Annotated in this window: 17 protein-coding genes, 1 tRNA gene and 1 riboswitch; of the genes, 12 read left to right on the forward strand and 6 right to left on the reverse strand. The window is 70.0% G+C overall.

Annotated features, from left to right (window positions below):
- Positions 1–1,197 carry a globin domain-containing protein gene (locus ACIQK6_RS35595; protein ID WP_329101326.1) on the reverse strand — a complete coding sequence of 399 codons (1,197 nt, stop codon included), beginning with the start codon at positions 1,195–1,197 and terminating at the stop codon, positions 1–3.
- A 130-nt stretch (positions 1,198–1,327) separates the two neighbouring features.
- Between ACIQK6_RS35595 and ACIQK6_RS35600 the strand changes: the two genes are divergently transcribed.
- The 7 genes from ACIQK6_RS35600 (at position 1,328) to ACIQK6_RS35630 (ending at position 8,697) form a co-directional block, all read left to right on the forward strand.
- Positions 1,328–2,641 (forward strand): cytochrome P450, encoded by a 1,314-nt coding sequence (locus ACIQK6_RS35600; RefSeq protein ID WP_402696671.1) that lies wholly within the window; start codon positions 1,328–1,330, stop codon positions 2,639–2,641.
- 90 nt (positions 2,642–2,731) lie between these two features.
- Entirely contained in the window at positions 2,732–3,766 is a 1,035-nt protein-coding gene (locus ACIQK6_RS35605; RefSeq protein WP_329101330.1) for a transglycosylase family protein, read from the forward strand.
- Between the two features lie 276 nt (positions 3,767–4,042).
- Positions 4,043–4,215, forward strand: a riboswitch (cyclic di-AMP (ydaO/yuaA leader).
- A gap of 2 nt (positions 4,216–4,217) precedes the next feature.
- Positions 4,218–4,961: a transglycosylase family protein gene (locus tag ACIQK6_RS35610; RefSeq protein WP_329101332.1), complete on the forward strand. Its 744-nt coding sequence runs from the start codon at positions 4,218–4,220 to the stop codon at positions 4,959–4,961.
- A 291-nt stretch (positions 4,962–5,252) separates the two neighbouring features.
- The gene (gene eno / locus ACIQK6_RS35615) at positions 5,253–6,533 is read left to right on the forward strand and encodes a phosphopyruvate hydratase (RefSeq protein ID WP_030763520.1); all 1,281 of its coding nucleotides are present in this window, start codon (positions 5,253–5,255) and stop codon (positions 6,531–6,533) included.
- Positions 6,534–6,632: 99 nt separating this feature from the next.
- A complete protein-coding gene (locus ACIQK6_RS35620; protein WP_266595734.1) occupies positions 6,633–7,121 on the forward strand; it encodes a septum formation initiator family protein in 489 nt (162 codons plus the stop codon).
- A 56-nt stretch (positions 7,122–7,177) separates the two neighbouring features.
- A complete protein-coding gene (locus ACIQK6_RS35625; protein WP_329101336.1) occupies positions 7,178–7,729 on the forward strand; it encodes a DUF501 domain-containing protein in 552 nt (183 codons plus the stop codon).
- On the forward strand, positions 7,726–8,697 hold the full coding sequence (locus tag ACIQK6_RS35630; RefSeq protein ID WP_402696673.1) for an exopolyphosphatase: 972 nt from the start codon (positions 7,726–7,728) through the stop codon (positions 8,695–8,697). Before ACIQK6_RS35625 ends, ACIQK6_RS35630 begins: the two co-directional genes overlap by 4 nt.
- Before the next feature lie 104 nt (positions 8,698–8,801).
- Here the strand turns inward: ACIQK6_RS35630 and ACIQK6_RS35635 are convergent, their stop codons facing one another.
- Positions 8,802–9,074, reverse strand: coding sequence for a type II toxin-antitoxin system Phd/YefM family antitoxin (locus tag ACIQK6_RS35635; RefSeq protein WP_329101339.1), 273 nt, complete (start codon positions 9,072–9,074; stop codon positions 8,802–8,804).
- Positions 9,075–9,566: 492 nt separating this feature from the next.
- Here ACIQK6_RS35635 and ACIQK6_RS35640 point away from each other — a divergent pair, with 492 nt between their 5' ends.
- Together ACIQK6_RS35640 and ACIQK6_RS35645 are read left to right on the forward strand one after the other, a co-directional pair.
- Positions 9,567–10,949, forward strand: coding sequence for an NAD(P)/FAD-dependent oxidoreductase (locus ACIQK6_RS35640; RefSeq protein ID WP_328790171.1), 1,383 nt, complete (start codon positions 9,567–9,569; stop codon positions 10,947–10,949).
- Between the two features lie 196 nt (positions 10,950–11,145).
- Positions 11,146–12,546, forward strand: a complete 1,401-nt coding sequence (locus ACIQK6_RS35645) for a cyclopropane-fatty-acyl-phospholipid synthase family protein (protein ID WP_329101342.1) — start codon at positions 11,146–11,148, stop codon at positions 12,544–12,546.
- A gap of 92 nt (positions 12,547–12,638) precedes the next feature.
- Here ACIQK6_RS35645 and ACIQK6_RS35650 read toward each other — a convergent pair whose 3' ends face one another.
- Positions 12,639–15,182: an ABC transporter permease gene (locus tag ACIQK6_RS35650; RefSeq protein ID WP_329101344.1), complete on the reverse strand. Its 2,544-nt coding sequence runs from the start codon at positions 15,180–15,182 to the stop codon at positions 12,639–12,641.
- A 58-nt stretch (positions 15,183–15,240) separates the two neighbouring features.
- Complete coding sequence (locus ACIQK6_RS35655) at positions 15,241–16,005, reverse strand: ABC transporter ATP-binding protein (RefSeq protein ID WP_329107880.1); 765 nt, start codon at positions 16,003–16,005, stop codon at positions 15,241–15,243.
- A gap of 408 nt (positions 16,006–16,413) precedes the next feature.
- On the opposite strand from ACIQK6_RS35655, the gene ACIQK6_RS35660 reads away from it, so the two are divergent.
- Together ACIQK6_RS35660 and ACIQK6_RS35665 are read left to right on the forward strand one after the other, a co-directional pair.
- Positions 16,414–16,498, forward strand: a tRNA-Leu gene (locus ACIQK6_RS35660).
- A 324-nt stretch (positions 16,499–16,822) separates the two neighbouring features.
- Positions 16,823–17,671, forward strand: a complete 849-nt coding sequence (locus tag ACIQK6_RS35665; RefSeq protein WP_329101346.1) for a Bax inhibitor-1/YccA family protein — start codon at positions 16,823–16,825, stop codon at positions 17,669–17,671.
- Between the two features lie 120 nt (positions 17,672–17,791).
- Here the strand turns inward: ACIQK6_RS35665 and ACIQK6_RS35670 are convergent, their stop codons facing one another.
- Positions 17,792–18,022, reverse strand: coding sequence for a DUF4287 domain-containing protein (locus tag ACIQK6_RS35670; RefSeq protein WP_030010339.1), 231 nt, complete (start codon positions 18,020–18,022; stop codon positions 17,792–17,794).
- Positions 18,023–18,123: 101 nt separating this feature from the next.
- Here ACIQK6_RS35670 and ACIQK6_RS35675 point away from each other — a divergent pair, with 101 nt between their 5' ends.
- On the forward strand, positions 18,124–18,468 hold the full coding sequence (locus ACIQK6_RS35675) for a hypothetical protein (protein ID WP_329101348.1): 345 nt from the start codon (positions 18,124–18,126) through the stop codon (positions 18,466–18,468).
- Here ACIQK6_RS35675 and ACIQK6_RS35680 read toward each other — a convergent pair.
- On the reverse strand, positions 18,452–19,267 hold the full coding sequence (locus ACIQK6_RS35680) for a hypothetical protein (protein WP_329107882.1): 816 nt from the start codon (positions 19,265–19,267) through the stop codon (positions 18,452–18,454). The two genes, ACIQK6_RS35675 and ACIQK6_RS35680, sit on opposite strands and share 17 nt — an antisense overlap.
- Positions 19,268–19,838: the final 571 nt, after the last annotated feature.

Consider the following 19,838-nt stretch of genomic DNA (forward strand, 5'->3'; position numbering starts at 1 on the left):
TCAGTACGCCTTCGGCGCGCGGGCCGACGGGTCGTGCCAGTGGGGCGCCCGGGGGTCGAGGAACCACTCGCCGAATCCCAGCGGGCGCTCCCCGTACGCGGGGCCCCGGGCCGGTACGGCGTCGTGGAAGAGGCGGCCGGGGCGGGCGCCCAGCTCCTGGAGGAGGTGGGCGGTCTCGTCGATGAACTGCGGCGGACCGCTCAGGTAGACGTCCTGGTCCGGCCACAGCCCCCGGTTGCCCAGGGCGGTCGCCAGCCGGTCGGTGGCCTGGTTGCGGTGGCGCCCCGGGGCGGGCGTGATGTAGGTGACGGCGAGCCAGGCGCAGCTGGCGGCGAACGCGTCGATGAGCGGGCGGTCGTAGAGGTGCGCGCCGTCCCGGGCCACCACGAAGAGCCGTACGTCCTGATCGCAGGGACGCTCCGCGAGGTCCTCCAGCAGGGCCCGGATGGGTGCCCAGCCGGTGCCGGCGGCGATCAGGCTGACCGGGCGGTCCGCGCGGCGGAAGGTCAGCTGCCCGCCGGCGGCGCTGAGTCGCAGCAGGTCGCCCGGCCGGGTCTCGCGGACCAGGGCGGTGCTCAGGCGCCCCTGTTCGACCCGGCTGACGTGCAGGTCGAGGGTGCCGTCGGGGCGGGGGGCGTTGCCGATGGAGTAGGTGCGCCAGGTCGTCGGGAACCGACCGCTGCTCACGCTCGTGTACTGGCCGGGGAGATAGGGGAAGGGGGCGTGCGGCCGTAGCGTCAGGACGCCTATGTCCGGTCCGTACTGGAGGTGGCGCACGACCTCGGCGTCCCACCACGGTGGGTCCTCGCTCGCTTCGGCGCCGGCCGTCATCGCGTCGGCCATCACCTGGTAGGCCTCGGCCCAGGCCTTCTCGACCGGTGGGGTCCAGGCCGCGCCGGAGGTCTCCGCGAGTGCGGCGAGCAGGCTGGCGCCGACGGCCGCGTAGTGCTCGGGGCGGACCAGGAACTTGCGGTGGTCGCGTCCCAGGTCGCGCAGGTAGGGGCCGAGGGTCTCGTCGTCCATGTGGGCGATCACGTGGGTGAGCGCGGCGAAGAGCCGGTCCCGCTGGCGTTCCATGTCGTGGAGGGGGTCCGGGAAGAGGGCGCGGATCGCGGGGTTGTGCCAGAAGAGGTGGGAGTAGAAGAACTTGACGGCGTGCTCGGCCCGTCTCTCCACCACCGCGAAACTGCTTTTCAAGATCCTGACATCCACAAAACCGAAAGTAGGAATGTCGGAGAAGTTGACGTCAAGGGATGGCCGATCTACGGACAGCCGCGACTAACCGGCTATATCGGATGGGGTCTCGGCGCCGGGATACGGTCATCAGGTGCACGAGCAGACCTCCGGAACCCCCGCCGAAACCCCCGCGGACACTCCCGCCGACACTCCTTCCGCCGAGGGCCCCACCCTCTTCGACTGGGAGTTCGCGACCGACCCCTACCCGGCGTACGCCTGGCTGCGCGAGCACTCCCCGGTGCACCGCACCAAGCTGCCCAGTGGGGTCGAGGCGTGGCTCGTCACCCGGTACGCCGATGCCCGCCAGGCCCTCGCCGACCAGCGGCTCAGCAAGAATCCGGCGCACCACGCCGAGCCCGCGCACGCCAAGGGCAAGACCGGGATCCCGGGGGAGCGTAAGGCGGAGCTGATGACGCACCTGCTCAACATCGACCCGCCCGACCACACCCGGCTGCGGCGACTGGTGTCGAAGGCCTTCACCCCCCGCAGGGTCGCCGAGTTCGCCCCGCGGGTGCAGGCGCTCACCGACCACCTGATCGACCAGTTCGCGGGGAGGGGCGAGGCCGATCTCATTCACGAGTTCGCCTTCCCGCTCCCGATCTACGCCATCTGCGAGATGCTCGGGGTACCGCGCGAGGACCAGGACGACTTCCGCGACTGGGCCGGCATGATGATCCGCCACGGCGGCGGTCCACGTGGTGGGGTGGCCCGGTCGGTCAAGCAGATGCGGACCTACCTCGGTGAACTCATTCATCGCAAAAGGGATGATCTGGGCGATGACCTCATTTCCGACCTGATTCGGGCGAGCGATCACGGCGACCACCTGACGGAGGGCGAGGCCACCGCCATGGCCTTCATCCTGCTCTTCGCCGGTTTCGAGACCACCGTGAACCTCATCGGCAACGGGGTCCACTCCCTCTTCATGAATCCGGACCAGCGCACCCGCCTCCAAGACTCCCTCGCCGCCGGCGACCGCGGCCTGCTGGAGACCGGCATCGAGGAGCTGCTCCGCTACGACGGCCCCGTGGAGCTGGCGACCTGGCGGTTCGCCACCGAACCACTGACTCTCGGAGGCGAGGACGTCGCGGCGGGCGATCCGGTTCTCGTCGTCCTCGCCGCGGCCGACCGGGACCCCGAGCGCTTCGCGGACCCGGACACCCTCGACCTCTCCCGGACCGACAATCAGCACCTCGGGTACGGCCACGGCATCCACTACTGCCTGGGTGCCCCGCTCGCCCGACTCGAAGGGCAGACCGCACTCGCGACTTTGCTGACGCGTCTACCTGATCTGGAACTTGCCGTTCCACCCCAAGACCTGCGCTGGCGCGGAGGGTTGATCATGCGAGGACTGCGCACTCTTCCCGTTCGATTCACGGCTCAAAACAGTTGCGCGAAAGCTGATTAAAAGTCAGGTTCGGCCTTGACTTGTGACAATCGTTCGAAGGCCGCTAGGTTCTGCCGTTACCCCGCTGTTATATGCGAAAGGTGATCCCTCATGCTCTCCGGGAACGGCCGTCACAGACGCCCCCGCCAGGTCCCCGCGCTGGTCGTCACAGCCGGAGTCACTGGCTCCGCGCTGGCCATGCCGCTGTTGGCCGCCACCAGCGCCACTGCCGCCGACACGTCCACGTGGGACAAGGTCGCCGAGTGCGAGAGCGGCGGCTCGTGGAGCGCGAACTTCGGTAGCGGCGCCTACGGCGGACTCCAGTTCACCCAGGAAGAGTGGCAGAGCGCCGGCGGGCTCGACTTCGCCGAGCGCCCCGACCTGGCGAGCCGTTCCCAGCAGATAGCCGTGGCCGAGCGGGTGCTCGGCTCGACGGGGCCGCAGGCCTGGCCGCTGTGTGCGGCCTCGGCCGGCCTGGTCAAGGAGAGCCCCGCCGCCAAGGTGGACCCCGGTCTGCCCGGCAGCCAGAGCCCGATCGCCCCCGCGCCGTCCCGCCCGGACGACGCCGTTCCGTCCACCGGGGGCGGCAAGCCGTCCACGGACTACGGGTCGCCGACCCCGGCCCCGGCTGCGAGCCCGTCCAGCACCCCGTTCCTGATTCCCGACGCCCCGTCCGTCGGGCTGCCCGTCATGCCCGCGCCGGACGTCCCGACGACGCCTCCGGTCGACCCGACCGCTCCGGTCCAGCCGGGCGGCCCGACCGGCACGCCGGCCCCCGTCGACCCGACGGCGCCGACGCAGCCGGTGGACCCGACCGCGCCCACCACCCCGCCCGTCACGCCGGGACTGCCCCCGGTCGACTCGACGGCCCCCGCGAACCCGGAGGTCCCGCAGACCACCGGCGCCACTCCTGTCGAGGGCAGCGGCAAGCACCGCGGTGCGCCCGAGGGCGAGTCGACGGCCCCGTCCGGTGCCGCATCGGACCCCACTTACACGGTCCAGGCGGGCGACAGCCTGGCGACCATCGCGGTTGCCAAGGGCGTAAAGGGGGGCTGGAACGGTCTCTACCAGGCCAATGAGCAAGTCATCGGCGGGGACGCCGACCTCATCAAGCCCGGCCAGAACCTGGATCTAACCCCGCAATAAGGACAGTTCAGTTATCCGGAAAGAGTCGAATGTCGGATTTCTATAAGTGAGACATGTGTCTCTTCCGGTCAACTGGCGTGTCCCGCCTCGGGGCTTCCGCAAACCCCGCCCTCACCTGCGCAAACACCCCTGCAGGGGGCGCAAGTAGGGGCCGTTTCTCCCCGATGTTCGTCGTTGAACATCGGGGAGAGACCTGTCTACCTTCTGAATCGCTCGCCACCGCGAGCTCCTTCGACCGCATCGCCGAATCCTGCCGGCGGACGGGGGGAACAGTCGTCGCGTCAAGCGCCGAAGGCAGGAGCGGGGGAACCAAGGTAGGTGCCGGGAGCGGCCGTTGAGAGACGGTCACGCAACCGGCTTGGGGTTAAGACGTGCGCTAGGTCGCACGGCCGGGCAACTCACTCGCCCGAACCCGACAGCTCACCTCGTAGGCGTCGGTGAGGAGAACTCCATGCTGCTTTCCGGCAAGGGCAAGCACCGTCGCGGTACTGCAATCGAGCGGTCTGTTCGGATCGTCACGCTCGCCGGTGTCGCCGGTGTGGCCGTGGCCGCCCCCCTGATGGCCGCGGGCACCGCCAGCGCCGCCACCACGTCCGAGTGGGACAAGGTCGCGCAGTGCGAGTCGGGTGGCAACTGGGCCATCAACACGGGCAACGGCTACTACGGCGGTCTGCAGTTCTCGCCCTCCACGTGGGCCGGGTTCGGTGGCAAGTCGTACGCCGCGCAGGCCAACCAGGCCTCCAAGTCGCAGCAGATAGCCATCGCCGAGAAGGTCCTCAAGAGCCAGGGCAAGGGCGCCTGGCCGTCCTGCGGCAAGGGCCTGTCGAACTCCGCCTACAGCGGTGGCGGCTCCGAGACCCCGGCGTCGTCGAAGCCCCAGTCTAAGCCGCAGTCCAAGCCGCAGCCGAAGGCCGAGACGAAGAAGGTCGAGACGAAGAAGGTCGAGACCAAGGCCGCGCCGAAGCAGGAGACCAAGCGCGCCGAGGCTCCGACCACCCGCTCCGAGCGCACCGAGGCTCCGGCCGCGCCGAAGACCGGCAACGGCTCGTACGAGGTCAAGTCGGGCGACACCCTGGGCACCATCGCCGAGGCCAACGGCGTCAAGGGCGGCTGGCAGCAGCTCTTCGAGCTGAACAAGGACATCGTCTCGGACGCCGACCTGATCTTCCCGGGACAGAAGCTGAAGCTCAGCTGAACACTGCGGTAGAGCCGCAGGAACGTGTACGCGGCGTCAGCTGACCCCGTGCAGGATTTCCACCGCCCGGCGCGCGCCCCACGCGCCGGGCGGTGCTGCGTGCGGCCCCCGAACGTCGATGATCAAGCGATGTATGTCCCGGAAGAGGGGTATTCGAGCGCTTTTTCGTCCCAGGGTCCGGGCGGTCGGGCGGCCCAGTGCCCGGAGCCGGTTAGGCTCTAGGCGGCAAGGCCATCCCACGGCCTGACACGCCACCGCACACTCAGCGTCACATCCCAGAAGGAGATGCTCGTGCCGTCCATCGACGTCGTCGTAGCCCGGGAAATCCTGGACTCCCGAGGCAACCCCACGGTCGAGGTCGAGGTGGGCCTCGACGATGGCAGCACCGGCCGTGCTGCAGTTCCGTCCGGCGCCTCCACCGGTGCATTCGAGGCCATCGAGCTGCGTGACGGTGACCCCGACCGTTACTTCGGCAAGGGTGTCGAGAAGGCCGTCCTCGCCGTCATCGAGCAGATCGGCCCGGAGCTCGTCGGCTACGACGCCACCGAGCAGCGCCTGATCGACCAGGCCATGTTCGACCTGGACGCCACCGACAACAAGGGCTCGCTCGGCGCCAACGCCATCCTCGGCGTGTCCCTGGCCGTCGCGCACGCCGCGTCCGAGGCCTCGGACCTCCCGCTCTTCCGCTACCTCGGCGGTCCGAACGCGCACCTGCTGCCCGTTCCGATGATGAACATCCTCAACGGTGGGTCGCACGCCGACTCCAACGTGGACATCCAGGAGTTCATGATCGCCCCCATCGGCGCGGAGTCCTTCTCCGAGGCGCTGCGTTGGGGTGCCGAGGTCTACCACACCCTCAAGAAGGTCCTGCACACCAAGGGCCTCTCCACCGGCCTGGGCGACGAGGGCGGCTTCGCCCCGAACCTGGAGTCCAACCGCGCCGCGCTCGACCTCATCATCGAGGCCATCAAGCAGGCCGGCTACACCCCGGGCACGGACATCGCGCTCGCGCTCGACGTCGCCGCGTCCGAGTTCTACAAGGACGGCCAGTACGAGTTCGAGGGCAAGTCCCGCTCGGCCGCCGAGATGACCGACTACTACGCCGAGCTCGTCGAGGCGTACCCGCTCGTCTCCATCGAGGACCCGCTGTTCGAGGACGACTGGGACGGCTGGAAGACCATCACCGACCGCCTCGGCGCCAAGGTCCAGATCGTTGGTGACGACCTGTTCGTCACCAACCCGGAGCGTCTGGCCCGCGGTATCGAGGAGGGCTCCGCGAACGCCCTGCTCGTGAAGGTGAACCAGATCGGTTCGCTGACCGAGACCCTGGACGCCGTCGAGATGGCCCAGCGCAACGGCTTCAAGTGCATGATGTCCCACCGTTCCGGTGAGACCGAGGACGTCACCATCGCCGACCTCGCCGTCGCCGTGAACTGCGGTCAGATCAAGACCGGCGCCCCGGCCCGCTCGGACCGCGTCGCCAAGTACAACCAGCTGCTGCGCATCGAGGAGATCCTCGACGACGCCGCGGTGTACGCGGGCCGCTCCGCCTTCCCGCGCTTCAAGGGCTAATCACCCCCCTGAGGGGCTGGCCTCCGTACGTCCCCGCACTCGGTCCCGTACCGTGTGCGGGGACGTATTGCGTAGTGCGTACCTAGGGGAGGCGGACCAATGGCCGGGAACCGGGATCGGTTCTCCACCTTCTCCACCGCGACGAGGCTCAAGCAGCTCGGCGAGCGGACCGCCGCCCACGTCTACCGGTCGCAGTCGCGGCGCCAGGTCCGCCGCAGCCGGCTCACCGGCCGCGCCGCGCTCCTGGTGCTCGTCCTCTGTACGCTGGTCGTCGCCCTCGCGTATCCGATGCGCCAGTACGTTTCCCAGCGCTCGGAGATCGCGAAGCAGCAGCGGGCCGCCGCGGCCGCGCGGGACCGCCTCGAGCGGCTCCGTGACGAGAAGGCCCGCTGGCAGGACGACGCCTACGCGGAGCAGCAGGCGCGCAAGCACCTGCACTTCCTGCGCCCGGGGGAGATCGGCTACATCATGAGCGACCCCGGGGCCCAGTCCCCGCAGCCGCACCGGACCGGCCACGCCGGCTCCGACCGCCCCTGGTACTCCAACGTCTGGGACGGCGTCGACAAGGCCGACCGCCCCGGCGAGTGATCCGTACCGCCGTACCGCAGCACCCATCCACGAGAACGAAGAGACTTCCTCCAGGCATGCAGACGCCCCCGCCCCAGACCGACCGGACCGAGCCGACCGACGCGGACATCGAGGCGTTCGAGCAGCAGCTCGGCCGCCCGCCGCGCGGGCTGCGCGCCATCGCGCACCGCTGCCCCTGCGGGCAGCCGGACGTGGTGGAGACCGCCCCGCGGCTCCCCGACGGCACCCCCTTCCCGACGCTGTACTACCTGACGTGCCCGCGCGCGGCCTCCGCGATCGGCACGCTGGAGGCCAACGGCGTGATGAAGGAGATGCAGGCCCGGCTCGCCGAGGACAAGGAACTGGCCGCCGCCTACCAGGCCGCCCACGAGGACTACATCCAGCGGCGCGACGCCATCGAGGTGCTCCAGGGCTTCCCGAGCGCCGGCGGCATGCCGGACCGGGTGAAGTGCCTGCACGTGCTGGTCGGCCACTCCCTGGCCGCCGGCCCCGGGGTGAACCCGTTCGGTGACGAGGCCCTGGCGATGCTGCCGGAGTGGTGGGCCAAGGGTGCCTGCGTCGTGCCGTGCGGGGAGAAGAAGACGGACGACGAGGGGTCGCGGGCGTGACCCGGGTCGCCGCCGTCGACTGCGGTACGAACTCCATCCGGCTGCTGGTGGCGGACTACGAGCCGGCCACCGGCGAGCTGGTCGAGTTGGACCGCCGGATGACCATCGTCCGGCTCGGTCAGGACGTGGACCGGACCGGGCGCCTGGCCCCGGAGGCGCTGGAGCGCACCTTCGCCGCCTGCCGCGAGTACGCGGGAGTGATCAAGGAGTTCGGTGCGGAGCGGGTGCGCTTCGTGGCGACCTCCGCCTCCCGGGATGCCGAGAACCGGGCGGACTTCGTCCGGGGCGTCCTGGACATCCTGGGGGTCGAGCCCGAGGTGATCTCCGGTGACCAGGAGGCGGAGTTCTCCTTCGTCGGTGCCACCAAGGAGCTCGCGGCGCACGAGCACCTTCCGCGGCCGTTCCTGGTGGTGGACATCGGCGGCGGTTCGACCGAGTTCGTGGTCGGCGAGGAGCACGTACGGGCCGCGCGGTCCGTGGACATCGGCTGCGTCCGGATGACCGAGCGGCACCTGGTGGTGGACGGGGTCGTCACCGACCCGCCGACCGCCGAGCAGGTCGCCGCGATCCGCGCCGACATCGAGGCGGCGCTGGACCTGGCCGCCGAGGGCGTCCCGCTGGCCGAGGCGCGCACGCTGGTGGGCCTGGCCGGTTCGGTGACCACGGTCGCCGGGATCGCGCTGGGGCTGGCGGAGTACGAATCGTCCGCGATCCACCACTCCCGGATCTCCTACGAGCAGGTGCGCGCGATCAGCGAGCGGATGCTGACGGCGACGCACGCCGAGCGCGCGGCGATCCCCGTCATGCATCCGGGTCGGGTGGACGTGATCGGAGCGGGTGCGCTGGTACTGCTGGCGATCATGGATCGCATCGGCGCTTCGGAGGTCGTCGTGTCGGAGCACGACATCCTCGACGGCATCGCGATCAAGACCGCAGAAGAGGCCGGGGCCGACCAGCGGCGGGTGTGACCTGCCGGATCGATGGAAGACGGTGCTGCGGTCGGCCGACCGCAGCACCGTCGTCTTGCCGGACTCAGCTGGTGAGGTGGACGTCGCGCCGGTCGCCGACCACTTCACGCCGCTCCGTCTGCCCGCTCACTGAACAGGTCGGCCAGCAACTCGGCCATGGTCACGGTCGGTCCACCTTCTGCCAGCACGGCCTCCGCCTCGCGTGCGAGGAGTTCCTCGGCCGCCTCTTCGAGCGCGTTGAAGTCCGCGAGGGGAACCAGGGCGGCCACCGGGGCGCCGTTACGGGTGATGACGGTCGGAGTGCCCTGCTCCGCCCGGTTGATGTGGTCCGCGAGGTGGGCCCGGGCTTCACGCACGGTCACGGCGTTCTCACTCATGCCGCCAGCGTACGCGCGGGCGCGTACACATGCCTGTCCGGTGCCGAATCGATGTGGGTTCGGAGGGAGATGCTCGATGGAATCGCTTGGTCCATCGCCTGAACGACCTTCGAAGTAGGTTGTGAAGGGCTCTTGGGCCCGTGATCCACACCAAGTTCGTGAAGTTCTTCACAAGGAAAAGGGGTCTGTTGGCTCGAAGGAAGGGCCCTTCGGGGTCTTCCGGAGGCCCTCAGGCCCTTTTTCGCGTGTGTTCGTGCGATCCACGGGGGTGACGGGATCCGCGTCGGAGGTATGGACGAACCCCTGTGGTCCAGTCCTCTTTTGGCCTTGGAGGCCAGTTCAGGACGGGTGAACAACGACTCCGGGCGCCTTCTGGTTCCCGTCGCGCGCCATGACCTCCGTCACGTGGGCGGCGGAGTGTAGCAGAGGGTCTCTCAGCCCTTGTGAAGGGGCTCACGAGCGACACCCCTTTGGGTGCTGGATACTCGTTCCATGAGCACCACGGAGCGTCCCAGGATCCTCGTTGTAGGAGGTGGGTACGTAGGCCTGTACGCAGCCAAGCGCATCATGAAGAAGATGCGCTACGGCGAGGCGACCGTCACGGTCGTCGACCCGCGCTCGTACATGACCTACCAGCCCTTCCTCCCTGAAGTGGCCGCAGGCAGCATCTCGCCTCGGCACGTCGTCGTCCCGCTGCGACGCGTGCTGCCCAAGGCAGAGGTCCTCACCGGCCGGGTCACCAGCATCGACCAGGACCGCAAGGTCGCCGTCGTCACGCCGCTCGTCGGCGAGGCGTACGAGCTGCCCTTCGACTACCTGGTGATCGCGCTCGGCGCCGTCTCCCGCACCTTCCCGATCCCCGGCCTCGCCGAACAGGGCATCGGCATGAAGGGCGTCGAAGAGGGCATCGGCCTGCGCAACCACGTCCTCGAGCAGCTCGACAAGGCCGAGTCCACGACGGACGAGAACGTCCGCCGCAAGGCCCTCACCTTCGTCTTCATCGGCGGCGGCTTCGCCGGTGCGGAGACCATCGGTGAGGTCGAGGACATGGCCCGGGACGCCGCGAAGTACTACTCCACGATCAAGCGCGAGGACATGCGCTTCATCCTGGTCGACGCGGCCGACAAGATCCTTCCCGAGGTCGGGCCCAAGCTCGGCGCCTGGGGCAAGGAGCACCTGGAGTCCCGCGGCATCGAGATCTACCTCAGCACCTCCATGGACTCCTGCGTGGACGGCCACGTGGTGCTGAAGAACGGCCTCGAGGTCGACTCCAACACCATCGTGTGGACCGCCGGCGTCAAGCCGAACCCGGCGCTGGCCCGCTACGGCCTGCCGCTCGGCCCCCGCGGCCACGTGGACGCCCAGCCGACCCTCCAGGTCACGGGCACCGACTACATCTGGGCCGCCGGCGACAACGCCCAGGTCCCGGACGTCGCCGCCCGCAAGGCCGGCGTCGAGAACGCCTGGTGCCCGCCGAACGCCCAGCACGCGCTGCGCCAGGCCAAGGTCCTCGGCGACAACGTGATCTCGGGCATGCGGGGCTTCCCGCAGCACCCGTACTCGCACTCCAACAAGGGCGCGGTGGCGGGTCTCGGCCTCCACAAGGGCGTCGCGATGATCGTCATGGGCAAGACGAAGATCAAGCTCAAGGGCCGGCTGGCCTGGTACATGCACCGTGGCTACCACGGCATGGCCATGCCGACCTGGAACCGCAAGATCCGCGTCTTCGCCGACTGGACCCTCGCGATGTTCCTCAAGCGCGAGGTCGTTTCCCTCGGCGCGCTGGAGACCCCCCGCGAGGAGTTCTACGAGGCCGCCAAGCCGGCGCCGGCCCCGGCCGCCGCCGCTGCCCCGGCAGCGAAGGCCAAGGCCTGACCGGTGTGACCGGCGGGGCCTGAGCCCCACCCGGCTCACCTGCTCCGTCCGCTCCACCTGCACGACCTGCACGACCTGCACGACCTGTACGACCCCGAAGGGGCCGCCCGCCATCCGTGGTGCGGGCGGCCCCTTCGGCGTACCCGGAGCCCGGGACGGGTAGACGGAGGGGTCGGAGCTTTTGTGGAGGTGCGCCATGACCGACGCCGCGCCGCGGCTCGCCGTTGTTGCCGAGACCCTGCTGGGTGCCCCGCTACCGGTACGCGTGCGGGCCTGGGACGGCAGCGAGGCGGGCCCGCCCGACGGCCCCGTGCTCGTCATCCACGACCGCCGCGCCGTGCGCCGGATGCTGTGGAGGCCCGGCGAGCTGGGGCTGGCCCGGGCCTGGGTGGCCGGCGAACTGACGGTCGAAGGCAATCTGTTCGATCTACTGGACCGGGTGGCGGGCCTGCTGTGGGAACGCGAGCCGGACCTGCCGCCCGTCCACCCCGCCGTCTCCACGGCCCAGCCCGGGCCCGGCCCGGGCGCGGCCTTCGGGAGCATCGCCCGCCGCGCCGGGCTCCCCGCGCTGCGCGACCTGCCGGGGGCGAGGTGGCGCGACGCCGCCCACCGCGCCGCCGCGCGCGAACTCATCGCCCTCGCCGGACCGCTGCCGCCGCCCGCGCCGCCCGCCGAGGAGGCGGCCAGACGGGGCGGGCCACGCCACAGCAAGGGCCGGGACCGCCGGGCCGTCAGCCACCACTACGACGTCGGAAACGACTTCTACGAACGGGTGCTGGGCCCCTCGATGGTGTACTCCTGCGCCTACTGGAGCCCCGGCTCCACCCTGGAACGGGCCCAGCGCGACAAGCTCGACCTGGTCTGCCGCAAGCTCGCCCTGCGCCCCGGGGAGCGGCTGCTCGACGTCGGCTGCGGCTGGGGCTCCATGGCGTTGCACGCGGCCCGGGAGTACGGGGTCCGGGTCACCGGCGTCACGCTCTCCCGCGAGCAGGCCGCGTACGCCCGCAAGCGGGTCGCGGACGGGGGACTGACCGACCTGGTGGACATCCGGATCCAGGACTACCGGGACGTCAAGGACGGGCCGTACGAGGCCATTTCCTCCATCGGGATGGCCGAACACGTCGGGGCCGACCGCTACCGGGAGTACGCCCGCACCCTGCACGCCCTGCTGCGCCCCGGCGGGCGGCTGCTGAACCACCAGATCGCCCGTCCGCCGGAGCCGGACGAGGAGGCTTACCGGATCGACGAGTTCATCGATGCCTACGTCTTCCCCGACGGCGAGCTCTCCCCGCTCGGCACCACCGTCGGCGAGCTGGAGCGGGCCGGCTTCGAGGTCCGCGACGTGGAGGCGCTGCGCGAGCACTACGGGCTGACCCTGCGGGCCTGGGTGGCCCGACTGGAGGAGCACTGGGCGGAGGCGGTCCGACTGACCTCGCCCGGGCGGGCCCGGGTCTGGCAGCTCTACATGGCGGCCTGCGCGCTCGGCTTCGAGCGGGGCCGACTGGGCGTCAACCAGGTGCTGGCGGTGCGGCCCACGGCCGCCGGGGACGCCCGGTTGCCGCTGCGGCTGCGCACCTGGGACGCAGAAACGGTCTAGCAGGGCCACTGCACGGGTGCGGGCACGGGCGCGGAAGCGGGAAGGGCCCCGGGGCGACACGCCCCGGGGCCCTTCCGCTGTCCCTGCCGTTGCTACTCCGTCTTGATGGCGGTGAGCATGTTCAGGCGGGCGGCGCTGCGGGCCGGCCACATGGCGGCCAGCACACCGACCAGTCCGGCGAGTACGAAGAAGATCCCGATCCGGTCGAAGGGGATGACCAGTTCGTAGCCCGGGACGGAGCCGGCGATGGTCTTGCCGCCGGCCCAGGCGAGGAAGACGCCGACGCCGATGCCGAGGACCGCGCCGAAGAGCGAGATCACCACGGCCTCCAGCCGGATCATGTTCTTGACCCTGCCGCGGTCCAGGCCGACGGCGCGCAGCATGCCGATCTCCTGCTGGCGCTCGTATACCGACATCGCGAGGGTGTTGATCACGCCGAGCACCGCGATGATCAGGGCCATGCCGAGCAGGCCGTACATGATGTTCAGGGCGGTGTTCACCTGGCCGGCCATCTCGTTGCGGATGCCGGCCTTGTCGGCGACCTTGATGGCCGGGTTCTTGCCGAGGGCGTCGACGACGACCTGCTGGTTCGCCGCGGAGGCGCCGCCGTCGGTCTTGACGAGGACCTCGGGCAGGTACTGGGTCTCGTTGTGCGAGGCCAGGATCTTGTTGTCGAGGACGTAGTCGTCCAGCTGGCCCTTGCCGTCGAAGATCGCGCCGACCTGGAGCTTGCCCTTCTGGCCGTCGTCGTACTGGGCGTCGAGGGTGGAGCCGACCTTCAGCCCCTTCTTCTTCGCCTCCTCGGCGGAGACCATCAGCTTGCCCTCGCCCAGGGCGGCGAGGTCGCCGCTGGTGGTGTGGACGTTCAGCAGCTGGGAGAGACCGGCCGGGTTGACGCCGTTGACCAGCTGGCCGGTGTCGCCGAGCTTGACGATCTCACGGGTCCTCGGGGAGACCGCGACGACGCCCTTGCCCTTCTCCAGGGCGGGGAGGACGGACTTGTCGAGGTTCATGCCCTCGCCGGCCATCGTGACCCGGTAGTCGGCCTTGATGTTCTGCGTGGTGGTCTTGTCGACGGCCTGGCCGACGGTGATGCCGATCACCGACATGGCGGTGACCAGGGTCAGGCCGATGGTCAGGGAGGCTGCGGTGACCGCGGTGCGGCGCGGGTTGCGGAGCGCGTTCTGCGCGGCCAGCTTGCCGGCGACGCCGAAGACCTTCTCCAGCAGCGGGCGGACCGCGGCGATCACCGGGCGGGACAGCATCGGCAGCAGCACGAACAGGCCGATGACCAGGAAGAACGCGCCGGCGGCGATGGTCGTGCGACCGTCGCTCTTCTGGCTCACGCCGAGCAGGACCACCCCGATGCCGATGAGGGCGAGCACGCTGCCGATGGAGTTGCGCAGCACCAGGGACTTCATGGTCGCCGGGAGGTGGGCGCTGCCCATGGCGGCGACCGGGGCGATCTTGGTGGTGCGGCGGGCCGGCAGCCAGGCGGCGAGCATGGTGATGACGACGCCGATGACCAGGGCCGTCACGACCGTCGTCGGCGCGATGATCAGGTCGCCGGCGGGGATCTTGGCGTCGAGGAGCCCCATCGCAGAGCGCATCGCGACCGCCAGGCCGATGCCGGCGGCCAGACCGATGACCGAGGAGATGAAGCCGACCACGGCGGCCTCGGCGAGGACCGAGCGCTTGACCTGGCCGCGGTTGGCGCCGACGGCGCGGAGCAGGGCCAGTTCCTTGGTGCGCTGGGCGACCAGCATCGTGAAGGTGTTGTAGATCAGGAAGATGCCGACGAAGAGGGAGACCCCGGCGAAGATCAGCAGGCCCTGGCTCATGCCGGACATGGCCTGCTCGATGAACTTGGCCTGCTCGGCGGCGAGGGCCGCGCCGGTCTGCGCGTGGGAGTTCTCGCCCAGCAGCGGCTTGATCTGGGTCAGCAGCTGGTCGGCGCCGGTGCCGGCCTTGGCGGCGACGGAGACCTCGCTGTAGAAGCCGGGCTGGAGGTAGAGCTCCTGGGCGACCGCGGTGTCGAAGAGGACCAGGCTGCCGCCCGCGTTGACCGCGCCGTCCTCGGTGGTGAAGACGCCGGAGAGGGTGAACTCCTGGACCGGGCCGTTGGTGGCGACACGGATCTTGTCGCCGACCCGGTACTTGCCCTTGGCCGCGCTGTCCTTGTCGAGGGCGACCTGGTCGGCCTTGGCCGGGCCGGAGCCGTCGGTGAAGGTGTAGCGCGGGTCCTTGCCGTCCTTGGCGGGGGCGAAGTTGGAGCCGGCGTTGGACCAACCGGAGCCGATCAGCTTGCCGTTCTCGTCGCCGACGCCGGCGAATCCGGTCACCCGGCCGGAGGCGGAGTCGACGCCCTGGAGCGCCCTGACCTTGTCGAGGGTCTGCTGGCTGATGCCGGGGTCGCCCTCCTTGCCGCCGTCTTCGCCGCGGCTGGCGCCGCCGTCGGTGATCGAGACCGCGACGCCCTCGTAGGACTTCGCGGACTGGTTGGACATGGCCTTGCTGAGGGTGTCGGTGAAGACGAGGGTGCCGGAGACGAAGGCGACGCCGAGGGTGACGGCGAGCACCGTCATCAGCAGTCGGGCCTTGTGCGCGAGGACGTTGCGCAGGGCGGTACGGAACATGGGGGATCTCAGTCCTGGGGCTGGAAGTCTGGAAGAGGGCCGGGGAGGAGATCCCGGGTCAGCTGGTGCGGCCCTTGGCGTCGAAGGCCTTCATGCGGTCCAGCACGCCGTCGGCGGTGGGGTCGAACATCTCGGCGACGATCTTGCCGTCGGCGAGGAAGATGACGCGGTCCGCGTAGGAGGCGGCGACCGGGTCGTGGGTGACCATCACGACGGTCTGGCCGAGCTCGCGCACCGAGTTGCGCAGGAAGCCGAGGACTTCGGCGCCGGAGCGGGAGTCGAGGTTTCCGGTGGGCTCGTCGCCGAAGATGATCTCGGGGCGGGAGGCCAGGGCGCGGGCCACGGCCACGCGCTGCTGCTGGCCGCCGGAGAGCTGGGTGGGGCGGTGGGAGAGGCGGCCCGAGAGGCCGACCATGTCGATCACGGAGTTCAGCCACTGCTGGTCGGGCTTGCGGCCGGCGATGTCCATGGGGAGCGTGATGTTCTCCAGGGCCGTCAGGGTCGGCAGCAGGTTGAAGGCCTGGAAGATGAAGCCGATCTTGTCCCGGCGGAGCTGGGTGAGCTGCTTGTCCTTGAGGCTGCCCAGTTCGGTGTCGCCGATGCGGACGGAGCCCGAGGAGAAGGTGTCGAGTCCGGCGACGCAGTGCATCAGCGTGGACTTGCCGGAGCCCGAGGGGCCCATGATCGCGGTGAACTGCCCCTGCGCGAAGTCCACCGAGACCTTGTTGAGGGCGACCACCTGGGTCTCGCCCTGGCCGTACACCTTGGAGAGGTCGGTGGCGCGGGCGGCCACGGCCTGGGCGGTGTGCGGGGCGTAGTTCATGGTGGTCACGGGACGGCTCCTCGGTCTGCTGTGCGGGACGCTTCCATCCTCGCCGCGAGTACCCCCGCCCCGGATCAGCCGCCGTGCCTGTTCTTCGGCCCACTGGAGTCTGACGGCGGGCGGGCGCGTGTCCTCCTCTGGTATGACGGGGACCTGACTCGAGGGCGATCACCCGGGGTGGCGGGGAGGGTGGCGCAGGGGGGTGGCGTGGGCCATCGAAATCCCGTCATTCCCACACAGGTCATGACCGACGGCCAGAGCGGGCCGACCGCGGTTTCTGGGCCCTGACGAACCCTCAAGCGCCAATAAAATCAGACAACATCGGAAAGTTCGCAGGTTGGTGGGGGGAGCGATCCGGATAGGCTCGGTTCAGCGTTCAAGGCTTTTTTACGGGGGCCGCCACGCCTTGCCCGGATGGTGGAATGCAGACACGGCGAGCTTAAACCTCGCTGGCCTTCGGGCCGTGCCGGTTCAAGTCCGGCTCCGGGCACCATCAATGGAACGGTGTCCGGCCCGCATGACCGACCCCGTGGGGGCGCGGCCGATTCCGGGATCGGGAACGCGGCGGAACACGTGGGTGGCGCTCGTCTCCCCGCACGGGACCCCGAAGTCTTCCGTGGCGACGGCGACCGCGTGATCCGACCCGGATCGTCTGCACCCGGCCGGTCCGGCCGGTGAGCGGACGTGCGGATTCCTCTTTTATTTACTGCGCTCCGTCGTGGCCTCTCTTAAGATCCTCCTCCAGCAGTAGGGTGCTTCTTTTGCGAGCGCATTACTCTTGATGCAAGGCCGCGCTCGGTGGCCACGGAGGAGTGAGATGAGGAGCAGTAACCCGGTCTTCTCGCGACGGGGGTTCAGCCGCGACAACGGTGGCTACGCGGGCTTTGACGCGCAGGCACAGCAGGCCGGGACCAACCCGTACGCGACGAACCCGTATGCGGCCGACCCGACCACCGGCATGCCGCAGGCCCCGGCCCGCGCCAACGTGATGACCATGGACGACGTCGTGAGCCGTACGGCCATGACGCTCGGCACGCTCATCGCGACGGCGACCCTCGCCTGGATCGCGCTACCGGTCGACCCGGACAACCTCGGAGTGTCGTACGGCATCGCCATCGGCGCGGCCCTCATCGCCTTCGTCCTGGTGATCGTCCAGTCCTTCAAGAGCAAGCCCTCCCCGGGCCTGATCCTGGCCTACGCGGCCTTCGAGGGCGTCTTCCTCGGCGTGATCAGCGCGGCCGTCAGCACGTACCTCGGTCCCGGCGTGGTCATGCAGGCCGTGATGGGCACGATGTGCGTCTTCGCCGCCGTGCTCTTCGCGTACAAGATGCGCTGGATCCGCGTCACCCGCCGCTTCTACGGCTTCGTGATGGCGGCGGCGCTGGGCTTCATCCTGCTCATGCTCGTGAACTCGCTGGTCGCGATCGTCGGCGGCGGTGACGGCCTCGGCTTCCGCAGCGGCGGCCTCGGCCTGCTGTTCGGCGCCATCGGCGTCATCCTCGGCGCTTGCTTCCTCGCCCTCGACTTCAAGCAGGTCGAGGACGGCATCGCCTACGGTGCCCCGCGCGAGGAGGCCTGGCTGGCGGCCTTCGCCCTCACCATGACCCTGGTGTGGATCTACGTCGAGATGCTGCGCATCTTCTCGATCCTCTCGGGCGACGACTAGCAGGACCCGCAGGCCGGTCACCGGTCTGCGCACCCGCACGGGGAAGGCCCCGCGAGCACCGCTCGCGGGGCCTTCCCGCATCCAGGGTGCGGGGACGGTCGGGGTATCGGGGGAGGGGGCTCAGCCGAACCGGCGTGCGGCTCTGCGCAGGTCGTACTCGTGGATGATCGCCTTGGCCTGGCCGTACGACAGCTCGTGCGCGCCGCGGAGCCAGCTGACCTTCTCCTCGAACCGGACGAGTGAGGGGCCGTCGTCCACGGTGCGGAGCCAGTCGGACACTTCACGACCGGTGGTCTGGGGGATTCTGTCGATCATGTTGCGGTGTGTCTGCTCGGAGAACTCTACGGACATGGGCGCCTCCGGAAGGTTTGCCGTGCTGTTCTCTTCACGCCACCGTGCCGGAGAGTTCGCCCGTTGGCAATGGTGCCCGGGCGGCGCGTAAGGTCGGCCGGGTGCTTGATACTTCGCCCCTGACCGCCGTCGTGGAACGTTTCGCCGACCGGCTGCGGGCCGCGCCGCAGAGTCGCCTGCAGCAGGGCGCCGCCGCCGCGGCACTGGACCTGGCCCGCGAACTCTCCGTACGGGCCCAGCGGATCGAGACGCCCGGGCAGGAGCCGAAGGAGGTGCCGGACGCCGGCCTCTTCGCGGTCGGCGATCAGGTGGCGGTGACCGGGCTGGACCTCGCCGAAGCACTGCGCGCCGCAGACCCGGCCCCGGACAGCACGACGGCCCCGTCAGAGGAGCTGGACGAGGCCGTGCGGCTGGTGGAGCAGGCGGAGATCAGAGCGATGCGATGACGCGGTCCGCGAGGATGTAGACGTTGCTGTCGGGGTCCTCGGCGTCACCGCAGGAGAAGGTCAGCGCATAGGCGCCGGAGATGCCCGAGCCGCCGAGCAGGACCGGCGCGGTGCCCGAGCGCAGGGCCTCGGCAAGGCGCTCCGCGGTCTCCCGGTGTCCCGGGGTCATGCACAGCGTCGTGCCGTCGGTGAAGACGTACACGTCGAGCGTGCCGAGCGGGCCCGGGCGGACGTCCGCGAGGGCCGTACGGGCCTCCGCGAGCTCCTCCAGGCGGTTCACGGTGCGCTCGTGGTCGGCGCCGGGGTGCGAGGCCTGGACCGGTACGAAGTCGGGGTGCGAGGGGTGGCGCCGGCGCGCGGCGGCCAGCTCGGCCGAATCCTCGGGATACCCGGGGAGCTCGTCGAGGATCTCCTCGCCGAGCACGGGCTCCAGCCCCACCAGGTCGGCCTGCCGGGGCAGGAAGACCGGGCTGTCCTCGCCGAGCCCGGACAGACCGCCCAGCAGCGAGGGGGCGTCGGCGGCGTCACGGGCCTCCTGCGCGGCCCAGAAGGCCCGCGCTTCGGCGAGCTCGCGCTCGCGCTCCTCGGCGAGGGCTTCCGCCACGGCGGCTCGTATCTCCGCGGCGGGGGACTCCACGGCGCTGCGGGCGTGCGGGACGGTCGCACCGCGGGGGTGGACCGGCACCGACAGCTCAGTGCGCAGGGCGGCGACCTGCTTGCGCAGACCATGGACGGCGTGCAGCGCAGCAGCGCCCACGGCCGTGGCAGCGGCCGTGGTCAGCAGCAGGGCAAGAGACATGGCGCTCACTGACTAACTCCTGAGGTGATTCGATCCCCCGACTTCCTACATCAGAGTGTCCCGACCTGGGAATGGCGTGCAGTGCATTACGTCACGAAATGGACAGGGCTTTCGTCACACACGCCGCATCTGTACCAGCCTTGACCTGCATAAACACCGATCCCCCAGGAGATAGGTCACATCCTGGGGGAAATTTGGTCACAGGTCGGCCGCGACCGGGTTAGATCCGGTGTCAGTACGCCGCAAGGGATCCATCCGGATCCCTTGCGGCGCCTGGGGTCGCTCTTGATCCAATGAGCTCAGCCGCCGTTTTCTCGGTCGCGCTGAGCTTCGCCACCGCTGCGGGCAGGTGCCGCGTTCGTCCCTCACGCGACCCCTACCCTCCGCTACGGCTCAGCTCAGCCGCCGTTTCTTCGGTCGCGCTGGGCTTCGCCACCGCTGCGGGCAGGTGCCGCGTTCGTCCCTCACGCGACCTCTACCCTCCGCTACGGCTCAGCTCAGCCGCCGTTTCTTCGGTCGCGCTGGGCTTCGCCACCGCTGCGGGCAGGTGCCGCGTTCGTCCCTCACGCGA

The sequence above is a fragment of the Streptomyces sp. NPDC091682 genome, assembly GCF_044756625.1.
GTDB lineage: Bacteria > Actinomycetota > Actinomycetes > Streptomycetales > Streptomycetaceae > Streptomyces.